Source organism: Dactylosporangium salmoneum (assembly GCF_039532525.1).
Classification (GTDB): Bacteria; Actinomycetota; Actinomycetes; order Mycobacteriales; family Micromonosporaceae; genus Dactylosporangium; species Dactylosporangium salmoneum.
Genome location: NZ_BAAARV010000079.1, coordinates 84,917 through 94,455, shown reverse-complemented (window position 1 = coordinate 94,455; position 9,539 = coordinate 84,917). Strand labels below are relative to the sequence as shown.

The 9,539-nt window shown below is 71.5% G+C and carries 10 protein-coding genes and 1 pseudogene; 5 read left to right on the top strand and 6 right to left on the bottom strand.

Translation table 11 applies throughout. The annotated features are described in order from the left end of the window. Positions 1-286: pseudogene (locus ABD352_RS40620) on the top strand (hypothetical protein); the annotation flags it as partial. A gap of 264 nt (positions 287-550) precedes the next feature. Here ABD352_RS40620 and ABD352_RS40615 read toward each other — a convergent pair. From ABD352_RS40615 to ABD352_RS40600, 4 genes are read right to left on the bottom strand one after another with little or no spacing between them, the layout of a single operon-like run. Further along, a complete protein-coding gene (locus ABD352_RS40615) occupies positions 551-1,129 on the bottom strand; it encodes a hypothetical protein (RefSeq protein ID WP_344617909.1) in 579 nt (192 codons plus the stop codon). Between the two features lie 24 nt (positions 1,130-1,153). Continuing rightward, the gene (locus ABD352_RS40610) at positions 1,154-1,723 is read right to left on the bottom strand and encodes a DNA-3-methyladenine glycosylase I (RefSeq protein ID WP_344617908.1); all 570 of its coding nucleotides are present in this window, start codon (positions 1,721-1,723) and stop codon (positions 1,154-1,156) included. Positions 1,724-1,760: 37 nt separating this feature from the next. Next, entirely contained in the window at positions 1,761-2,246 is a 486-nt protein-coding gene (locus tag ABD352_RS40605; RefSeq protein ID WP_344617907.1) for an SRPBCC family protein, read from the bottom strand. Beyond that, positions 2,243-2,761 carry a DivIVA domain-containing protein gene (locus tag ABD352_RS40600; RefSeq protein ID WP_425553859.1) on the bottom strand — a complete coding sequence of 173 codons (519 nt, stop codon included), beginning with the start codon at positions 2,759-2,761 and terminating at the stop codon, positions 2,243-2,245. Before ABD352_RS40600 ends, ABD352_RS40605 begins: the two co-directional genes overlap by 4 nt. A 94-nt stretch (positions 2,762-2,855) precedes the next feature. On the opposite strand from ABD352_RS40600, the gene folP reads away from it, so the two are divergent. After that, positions 2,856-3,716: a dihydropteroate synthase gene (gene folP / locus ABD352_RS40595; protein WP_344617905.1), complete on the top strand. Its 861-nt coding sequence runs from the start codon at positions 2,856-2,858 to the stop codon at positions 3,714-3,716. 167 nt (positions 3,717-3,883) lie between these two features. On the opposite strand, the gene ndhC is transcribed toward folP, so the two are convergent. Continuing rightward, positions 3,884-4,273, bottom strand: coding sequence for an NADH-quinone oxidoreductase subunit A (gene ndhC, locus ABD352_RS40590; RefSeq protein WP_344617904.1), 390 nt, complete (start codon positions 4,271-4,273; stop codon positions 3,884-3,886). A 144-nt stretch (positions 4,274-4,417) separates the two neighbouring features. Here ndhC and ABD352_RS40585 point away from each other — a divergent pair, with 144 nt between their 5' ends. From ABD352_RS40585 to ABD352_RS40575, 3 genes are all read left to right on the top strand, one after another. Then, on the top strand, positions 4,418-5,878 hold the full coding sequence (locus ABD352_RS40585; RefSeq protein ID WP_344617903.1) for a COG1361 family protein: 1,461 nt from the start codon (positions 4,418-4,420) through the stop codon (positions 5,876-5,878). A gap of 164 nt (positions 5,879-6,042) precedes the next feature. Further along, positions 6,043-7,890: a 2-oxoacid:acceptor oxidoreductase subunit alpha gene (locus ABD352_RS40580; RefSeq protein ID WP_344617902.1), complete on the top strand. Its 1,848-nt coding sequence runs from the start codon at positions 6,043-6,045 to the stop codon at positions 7,888-7,890. Then, positions 7,883-8,911, top strand: coding sequence for a 2-oxoacid:ferredoxin oxidoreductase subunit beta (locus tag ABD352_RS40575; protein ID WP_344617901.1), 1,029 nt, complete (start codon positions 7,883-7,885; stop codon positions 8,909-8,911). The genes ABD352_RS40580 and ABD352_RS40575 overlap by 8 nt, the downstream gene beginning before the upstream one ends. A gap of 31 nt (positions 8,912-8,942) precedes the next feature. Here the strand turns inward: ABD352_RS40575 and ABD352_RS40570 are convergent. Continuing rightward, on the bottom strand, positions 8,943-9,539 hold a 597-nt coding region (locus ABD352_RS40570), incomplete at its 5' end, for a leucyl aminopeptidase family protein (RefSeq protein ID WP_344617900.1).

The window sequence follows — 9,539 nt, the reverse complement described above, 5'->3', positions numbered from 1 at the left end:
CGGCACCGGCGGGCACGCCCCGGGTCGCCGCGGCCACGTCGACGCGCTGACCGCCACCCGCCACCTGCTGCTCGCCCACGGCCTGGTCGGCCGGGCCGGGGCGGCCGGGGCGGTGGGCGGCTGGGGCAGTGGGCCGCTGGGCCGGGGCCGAGGCGGTCGGCCAGGGTCAGGGCAGCGGGCGGTCGGCCGGGCTGGGCCCAGTGGGCGGCCGGGCCCAGTGGGCGGCCGGGCCCAGTGGGCGGCGGGGCCTAGTGGGCGGCGGGGCCTAGTGGGCGGCCGGGCCTAGTGGGCGGCGGGGCCTAGTGGGCGGCGGGGCCTAGTGGGCGGCTGGGCCGGGGGCCAGGGCGGTCGGCCAGGGTCAGGGCCAGAGCAGCGGGGCCGGGGGCCAGGGCGGTCGGCCAGGCCGGTCGGCCGGGCCGGAGCAGTGGGCGGCCAGGGCCGGAGCCGGGCCGGTCGGCCAGGGCCAGGGCAGCGGGGGTGGGGGCGGGGCAGTGGGCGGCCGGGGTCGGGGCGGTCGGCCGGGTCGGGGCGGCGGTCGGCAGTGCCCGGATCAGTCCTCTTCGGGGTCCTGGTTGGCCTCGGCGCCGAGCACGTACGCCTGCATCGCCAGCTCGTCGCCAGCCGGCCAAACGAACGCGGGCAGCTCCGCCGGCCCGAGCTCCCGCACATAGCTCCAAAAGGCCCGCACCGCCTCACCCGGCGAGGTGGCCTCGATCGGCAGGTCCACGCTCACCAGCCAGGTCCGCTTCCCCGCGGCCGGCCGCCCGACCTTGCCGGCGACCGCCAGGTACGCCGCCTCGTCCACCCTCCGCGCGCCAACCGGCCCGGCAAGCCCCCCGGCGGGAAGCGGCGCATCGAGGAGGTTCACCGTGTACTGCAGCTTCCCGTCCGCATCGGCCCGGGCGAGCCCGAACACAACCGCCGACCCCTGCCCGACCCGGCCACCGAGCGCGGCCTCGTCCCTCAGCCCCGGTTCGTCGTCCTTGGCCGGTTCGTCGTCCGGGCTGGCCACGAGCAGGGCTTCGTCTCCGGTCGCGAAGCCTGCGCCCGGCACCGAGATTCCGCCGGCGCCGTACAGTCGCTCCGCCTCGTACTGCTCCCCGGAGACCACCACCACCCACTTCGCCATGCGGTCATTGCATCACGAGGGCCGTCACAGCTCGACGAAACACCCCCTCACATGGTCGTTGACCATGCCGGTGGCCTGCATCAGGGCGTAGGCCGTCGTCGGGCCCACGAAGCGGAAGCCGCGGCGCTTCAGCTCCTTGGCCATGGCCTTGGACTCGGGGGTCACGGCCGGCACGGCGGTGAAGTCGGCCGGGCGAGGGCGCGGGTCGGTCGGGGCGAAGGACCACAGCAGGGTCGCGATCCCGTCCGGCAGCTCGGCCGCCGCCCGCGCGTTGGCGATGGCGGCCTCGATCTTGGCGCGGTTGCGGACGATGCCGGCGTCGGCCAGCAGGCGGTCCACGTCGGGCTCGCCGAAGGCGGCCACCTTCTCGATCTCGAAGCCGGCGAACGCGGCCCGGAAGGAGGGGCGCTTGCGCAGGATGGTGATCCACGACAGCCCGGACTGGAAGGCCTCCAGCGTCATGCGCTCGTAGAGCCCGTTGTCGTCGCGGACCGGCCGGCCCCACTCCGTGTCGTGATACTCCAGGTAATCCGGGGTCGAGGCGCCCCAGCCGCATCGGGCCAGTCCGTCTTGCCCTACTACCACGTCGCCCATGCCAGGGAAGTTACTCCTGGGGTACGACAGAAAATGCTCAGGCGAGCCGGCCCGACTCCACCAGACGGGCGAACCGCCGCAGGGCTCCCGTCAGCCCGGCCTTCGAGCCCGGCCAGAGCAGCGGCCACGCCACTCTGCCGGCGGGCCCGGCCGGCAGGTGGAACCACTCGTGCCACACCACCTGGGTGCGATTGGTGCCCAGTTGAGTGCAGCGCAGTACACCCGGGCCCCGGAGAACCTTGCCGTAGTGCACCACGCGCACCTCGAACGGCGGGTCGACCTTGACCACGCGCATCAGGTCGCGCAGCGACGCCGGGCCCACCTGCGTGACCGCCTCGATCTGGCTGCCCTCGCCGCCGTCGCCGGAGAGCACCCGGACCTTGGTGAACGGGATCCACTCGCCCTGGCGGGACCAGTCGGTGAGCGCGGTGAAGACCCGCTCGGCGGGTGCGGCCACGATCACCGTGGCCGTCACCTCGCCGGGTCCGGGCCGTTCCGCTTCGGCGAAATCAGAGGAACTCACTTCACCACCGGCGAGGGGCGGCCCCACGTCTCGTCGGCTGAGGCGTCCCAGCCGGGGTCCGTGGTCGGCTTCTCGTCGAGGTCGATATCGGTCTTCTCGCCCTGTTCCGAAGTGGCGGTCTCGGAAGGCGAGTCGGTCGCGGGGGAGGGCAGGGTGTCGGTGCTCGACGCTCCGGCGGCGGCCGCCTCGCGGGCGTCGCGCAGTGCGTCGGCATCCTCCTTGCGCCCCTCGCGCAGCGCCTTGATCTCGGCCTCGAGGACCTGGATCAGCTCTTCTTTGTAGCCGATGTCGTAGCCGGCGCGGCGCAGCGCGGCGTCGACCTGGTTCATTCGGTATCCCCGGATGACGGTGTCGAACCGGGCCTGGTTGACGTCGCCCTCGACGAGCGGCCGTGAGGACGGCAGCGGCACGGAGCGTCCGTCGGGCTCATGTCCTTCGATGCCCGGGTCGTTATCCATGATCAACAGTGCCACGCCGAACCCAATGGCCCCGACTACCAGAGCGGCGATCAACACCAGGAGGAACTCAGCCATAGGGGGAATCGTGGCACGCTGAGTACGCCTGGGCGAGCCCGGCACACCCATCTGAAAGAAACGCGGAGGTCATGGAATGTTTCGTCTGGGCGCCCGGCAGTTCGCCGACGGCGAGTACGCGGTGATGGCCATCATCAACCGGACCCCGGACTCCTTCTTCGACAAGGGTGCGACCTTCGCCGAGGACGCTGCCCTCCGCGCGGTCGAGACGGCTGTCGCCGAGGGTGCGGACATCATCGACATCGGCGGGGTCAAGGCCGGCCCGGGCGAGACGGTCGACGCCGCCGAGGAGCTGCGCCGGACCCTGCCCACGATCGAGAAGATCAGGTCGATGTTCCCCGAGGTGGTGATCTCGATCGACACCTGGCGGGCGGAGGTGGCCCGGGAGGTCGTCGCGGCCGGAGCCGATCTCATCAACGACACGTGGGCCGGCGCCGACCCGGGCCTGGCCGAGGTGGCCGCCGAGACCGGGGCCGGCCTGGTCTGCTCGCACGCGGGGGGCCTGACGCCCCGCACCCGCCCGCATCGGGCGTCGTTCCAAGACCCGGTGACCGATGTCGTACGGACCGTCACCGACCTCGCCGAACGAGCGATTGCCCTGGGTGTACGCCGGGACGGCATCCTGATCGACCCGGCCCACGACTTCGGCAAGAACACCCGCCACTCCCTCGCGATCACCAACCGCCTCGACGAGATGGTCGCCACGGGCTGGCCGGTCCTCGTGGCGCTGTCCAACAAGGACTTCATCGGCGAGACCCTCGACCTGCCGGTGGGGGAGCGGCTGGAGGGCACGCTGGCCGCGACGGCGGTCTCGGCCTGGCTGGGCGCGAGGGTCTTCCGCGCGCACCAGGTGCGGGCCACCCGCCGCGTGCTCGACACTGTCGCCGCCATCCGGGGGTACAGCCAGCCGGCCGTCGCCCGGCGAGGCCTGGCCTGAGCCGCACTGCGCAGCGTGCGGCGCCCGTGAATCCGGGCATACGCAAAATGTCGGATAAATCTGGCGCGCCAGCGCCGGATTTATCCGACCCAGCCCGTCACGTCCAGCCCGTCACGTCCAGCCCGTCACGTCCAGCCCGTCACGTCCAGCCCGTCACGTCCAGCCCGTCACGTCCAGCGCAGGATGTTCTTGCGCCACGCGTACAGAATGCCCAGGAACAGCACGGCGACGAAGATCGCCATCTCCACGACGGTCGCCCCGCCGTACCCCGGCGTGTCGAACACGACCGCCCAGGGGAAGAGGAAGACGCTCTCCACCGCGAACAGGGCGTACAGGTACGCGTACACGTAATACCTGATCTGAGCCTGCGCCCAGTCGCCTCCGACCGGGTCGAGACCGCACTCGTACGTCTCGTACTTGGGCGACGTGACGTCCGCCCGTTCGGCCGATCGGCGCGGCCCCAGCAGCCGGTTGGCCGTAAAGGCGGCGACGAAAACCCCAGCGCCGACCAGCAAGAGAAGCCCGAGCGTCGCATATCCGCCCAGATATCCGCTCATGGCACGCACCGTACACGGGTCATCACGATCTCCGACATGCCGAAAACCCGAATTTGTCTCGATAATGAGTCCCAGCTTCTTGCCGGACTGCAACCAAGCTGAAGTCCGGCTAGCCGTTGAGACGAGATTAGAAGGACACCCCTTATGGAAGCACCCACGGGCCGCCGAACCAGGTGGCGGCTGCGGGCCGGCTCCTTCGTGCTCTTGGCCACCGTCAGCTCGATCCTCTTCGCCGCGGCGGCGCATGCCGATCCGCCGGACGGCGGGGACCCCAACAGCCCGACGCCGGTGGAAACCTCGACCTCCACGGAAACGCCGACGCAGGGTCCGACGACCGAGGGCCCTCCGCCCCCGACCACCACGCAGGCCCCTCCGCCCCCGACCACGACGCAGGCGCCGCCGCCTCCACCGGCCGTGCACCGGTTCAAGATGACCGTGAGCACGGTGTCGCTCGGCGACCAGTACTGGCAGGGCGACGGCTCGGCGGAGCTGGTCATCGCGATCAAGAACACCGGCGAGCATGTCGGGCGGGACACCATCACCGGCTTCTACGCGTTCCCCACCGGATCGCAGGCCACCGGGGCGTACGGCACCGGCGGTTGCACTGTGGTCAACGGCTCGCTCAGCTTCGCCTGCGCGCTCGGCGAGCAGGACCTGGGCCAGATCGTGGTGAAGGTCAACGTCGATCAGGGTGCCTGGAAGACGATCACGACCGGGCTGGTCACCGCGGCGGCCGGGCCGATACAGCGCACGGCGCCGATCGCCTTCGCGTTCACCACCCCGCCCACCCCGGGCATCGCGCTGGAGGCCCAGGCCGCGGAGCTGCCGGCCGCGGCCTCGCCGCAGGACGGGGCGACCCAGCTGGGGGTCCGGCTGCGCAACACAGGCGCGAGCAAGGCGAGCGGCGCGATCGAGGTGGTCACCCCGCCGGGCGTGGACCTCGTCGCGTTCCCCTCGGCCTGCCGCTCGCACCGGCGCATCGCCGCCGACCGGGACCGCTGCGAGCTCGGCGACATCGCCGCCGGCAAGGAGGTCTCGGCCGTGTTCGGGCTCGCCGTGAGCGCCGCCGCGCGGGCCGAGCTGCCGCTGACCGGGACCGTGCACGCGTACCTGACGCCGCCCGGGCAGGACACCGTCGAGAGCCGCTACGACTTCAAGATCACCGCACCGGCGCTGGCCGGGGCGGAGGCGCCGTTGCCCACCTCGGCGCCGGCCTCGCCCCCGCCGCAGCCGAGCCTCGGCGACCTGGGCATGCGCAGGCAGTCCAGCGACAGCGGCAAGATTTCCAGCCTGCCGTACATCGGAGGCATTGCCGGCCTGGTCCTCATCGCCGGCGCGCTGGTGTTCTTCTCGCTGCGCCGCCGCGGCCGGCACGACGAGGACGCGCTGCCCGCCGACGAGGTCGAGGACGTGGTGCTCGTGCCCGCCCAGCGGGCCGGCGACCTGCCGCCGTCCACGGCCTTGCCCCGCTCGCCGATCCCGCGCGCCCTGAACCTGCCCCGCCTTCCCACCGGCCCGGTCGCCGGCTCGGGCTTCCGCGAGCCCATCCGCCTGGACGGCGACGGTGACGAAGATCGCAAGGCGGACGGCCGACACGTCGACTGAATCGTCACCATTTGTGTACGGCGCACAACGGCGTGCGCCGCGCAATGACGAAAGTCGCAGCATCGCCTTCATGGAAGGGATATGCGCCGCAGGCATGTCGTCCACGCCGACGTACCCTCAGGGGTGTAGGACTTCAAGCCCGCCGCCATAGGAGGTCAGCTCACGTGACCAAGCAGGTCCGCCAGCTGGATCGGGTGGTCATCAGGTTCGCAGGCGATTCCGGCGACGGCATGCAGCTCACGGGTGACCGCTTCACATCCGAGACCGCTCAGCTCGGAAACGACATATCGACCCTGCCCAACTTCCCCGCCGAGATCCGCGCCCCTGCCGGCACCCTTCCCGGGGTGTCGAGCTTCCAGGTGCACTTCGCCGACTTCGACATCCTCACGCCGGGTGACGCGCCCAACGTGCTCGTCGCCATGAACCCGGCCGCGCTCAAGGCCAACCTGGCCGACCTGCCCAAGGGTGCCTCGATCATCGTCAACACCGACGAGTTCACGAGCCGCAACCTGGCCAAGGTGGGGTACTCGGCCAGCCCCCTCGAGGACGGCTCGCTCGAGGGCTGGAACGTCGCGCCGGTCGGCCTGACCTCGATGACGGTCAAGGCCCTGGAGTCCTTCGAGATCTCCAAGAAGGACGCCGAGCGGGCCAAGAACATGTTCGCGCTCGGCCTGCTCTCGTGGATGTACTCCCGCCCCTACGAGTCCACGCTGACCTTCCTGGAGCGCAAGTTCGCCTCCCGCCCGGAGCTCGTCGCCGCGAACGTCGCCGCGTTCAAGGCCGGCTGGAACTTCGGCGAGACGACCGAGAACTTCGCGGTCCGCTACGAGGTCAAGCCGGCCCGGATGGTGGCCGGCAACTACCGCAACATCACCGGCAACGCGGCCCTGGCCCTGGGCATCGTGGCCGCCGGCGTGCGCTCCCAGCTGCCCGTGTTCCTGGGCGCGTACCCGATCACCCCGGCCTCCGACATCCTGCACGAGCTGAGCAAGCACAAGAAGTTCGGCGTCACCACCGTGCAGGCCGAGGACGAGATCGCGGCGATCGGCGTGGCCCTGGGCGCCTCCTACGGCGGCGCGCTCGGCGTGACCACCACGTCCGGCCCCGGCGTCGCGCTCAAGGGCGAGACGATCTCGCTCGCCGTCGCGCTGGAACTGCCGCTGGTGATCATCGACGTGCAGCGGGCCGGCCCGTCGACCGGCCTGCCGACCAAGACCGAGCAGGCCGACCTCAACATGGCGCTGTTCGGCCGGCACGGCGAGGCCCCGGTCGCGGTGCTCGCCCCGCGCTCGCCCGCGGACTGCTTCGGCACCGCGCTGGAGGCGGCCCGCATCGCGCTGACCTACCGGACCCCGGTGATCCTGCTCTCGGACGGCTACATCGCCAACGGCTCCGAGCCGTGGCGGCTGCCCGAGGTCGCCGACCTGCCCGACCTGCGCGTGCAGTTCGCCACCGAGCCCAACGGCGAGGACGGCAAGACCTTCCTGCCGTACCTCCGCGACCCCCAGACGCTGGCGCGGCCCTGGGCCGTGCCGGGCACGCCGGGGCTGGAGCACCGCATCGGTGGCCTGGAGAAGGCCGACAAGACCGGCGACATCTCCTACGACCCGGCCAACCACGACTTCATGGTCCGCACCCGGGCCGCCCGCATCGAGGGCATCGACGTGCCCGACGTCGAGGTCGAGGATCCGGACGGCACCGCGCGCGTCCTGGTGCTGGGGTGGGGCTCGACGTACGGCCCGATCGGCGCCGCCGCCCGCGCGCTGCGCCAGCGGGGCCTGGCGGTCGCCCAGGCGCACCTGCGCCACCTCTCGCCCATGCCGAAGAACCTGGGCGAGGTGCTCAAGTCCTACGACAAGGTCGTCATCCCGGAGATGAATCTCGGCCAGCTCGCCGGGGTCATCCGGTCGCGGTACCTGGTCGACGCCATCGCCTACAACCAGGTCCGCGGCCTGCCGTTCACCGCGGCCGAGCTGGAGGGTGTGCTCGAGGAAGTGGTGAAGAATGCCTGAGCAGCTGAAGCTCACGACCAAGGACTTCAAGTCCGATCAGGAGGTGCGTTGGTGCCCCGGCTGCGGGGACTACGCGATCCTGGCCGCGGTGCAGTCCTTCATGCCGGAGCTCAACATCCCGCGTGAGCGGATCGTGTTCGTCTCCGGCATCGGCTGCTCGTCGCGGTTCCCGTACTACATGAACACCTACGGCATGCACTCGATCCACGGCCGCGCGCCGGCGATCGCGTCCGGCCTGTCGGTGTCCCGCCCCGACCTGTCCGTCTGGGTCGTGACGGGCGACGGCGACGCGCTGTCGATCGGCGGCAACCACCTGATCCACGCCCTGCGTCGCAACGTCAACCTGAAGATCCTGCTGTTCAACAACAAGATCTACGGCCTGACCAAGGGGCAGTACTCGCCGACGTCAGAGATCGGCAAGATCACCAAGTCGACGCCGGCCGGCTCGGCCGACTCGCCGTTCAACCCGATCTCGCTGGCCCTCGGCGCGGAGGCGAGCTTCGTCGCCCGCACCATCGACTCCGACCGCAAGCACCTGCAGTCGGTCCTGCGGGCGGCCGCCGAGCACCGGGGCTCCGCGTTCGTCGAGATCTACCAGAACTGCAACATCTTCAACGACGGCGCCTTCGACGTGCTCAAGGAGCCGGCGACCCGCGACGACTTCATCATCCGGCTGGAGCACGGCCGGCCGATCACGTTCGGCAAGGACGGCGAGTGGGCGGTCACGCACCCGCCCGGCGGCTTCGGCCTGTCCGTCGTGCCGACCGCGTCGGTGAGCGAGGACGAGATCGTGGTGCACGACCAGACGGTCGCCGATCCGGCGTACGCCTTCGCCCTGTCCCGGCTGCCGGGGCTGGACCTGCGCAACACCCCGATCGGCGTGTTCCGGTCGCACGCGCGGCCGGCCTACGACGACATCGTCCGCGAGCAGCTCACCACGGCCAAGGCCAAGGCGAAGGGCGCTCCGGAGGAGGAGCTCGCCGCGCTGCTCAACAGCGGCGACACCTGGACGATTCTGTAACCGCGAGACTGCCGACGGAGGCCATCGCCGCTCACGCGGCGGTGGCCTCCAGCCATCTGGTCAGCGTGCGCACGCCCCAGCCGGTGGCGCCCTTGGTCAGCTCGCCGTCGTTCGCGTCCGACCAGGCTGTCGAGGACATGTCGAAGTGCGCCCAGCTGTCGCGCACCGAGCCGGTGAACTCGCGCAGGTAGAGCGCGGCGAGCAGCGAACCGGCCCCGATGTCGGTCGAGTTGACCAGGTCGGTCAGGTCGCCGTCGAGCTCGGCGGCGTAGTCGTCGCTCAGCGGCATGCGCCACACCGCCTCGCCGGAGGCGGCGGCCGCGGCGGCCAGGGCGCCCGCGAGGGCGTCGCTGTGGCTGTACATCGCGGCCGTCCGCTTGCCCAGCGCCACGCCCTGCGCGCCGGTCAGGGTGGCCAGGTCGATCATGACGTCGGGGCGCAGCCGGCGCACGGCGTAGGCCATCGCGTCGCCCAGCACCAACCGGCCCTCGGCGTCGGTGTTGAGGATCTCCGAGGTGAGCCCGCCGTAGTGGGTGACGACGTCGCCCGGGCGCATCGAGTCGCCGCCGAGCGCGTTCTCGGCCAGCGGGGCGAGCGCGGTGACCCGCACCGGCAGGCGCATCGCGGC

Bases quoted from the DNA above. Each gene is read 5' to 3' on its own strand.
- ABD352_RS40615 (WP_344617909.1), bottom strand. From the start codon at position 1,129: ATGGCGAAGTGGGTGGTGGTGGTCTCCGGGGAGCAGTACGAGGCGGAG.
- ABD352_RS40610 (WP_344617908.1), bottom strand. From the start codon at position 1,723: ATGGGCGACGTGGTAGTAGGGCAAGACGGACTGGCCCGATGCGGCTGG.
- folP (WP_344617905.1), top strand. From the start codon at position 2,856: ATGTTTCGTCTGGGCGCCCGGCAGTTCGCCGACGGCGAGTACGCGGTG.
- ndhC (WP_344617904.1), bottom strand. From the start codon at position 4,273: ATGAGCGGATATCTGGGCGGATATGCGACGCTCGGGCTTCTCTTGCTG.
- ABD352_RS40585 (WP_344617903.1), top strand. From the start codon at position 4,418: ATGGAAGCACCCACGGGCCGCCGAACCAGGTGGCGGCTGCGGGCCGGC.
- ABD352_RS40575 (WP_344617901.1), top strand. From the start codon at position 7,883: ATGCCTGAGCAGCTGAAGCTCACGACCAAGGACTTCAAGTCCGATCAG.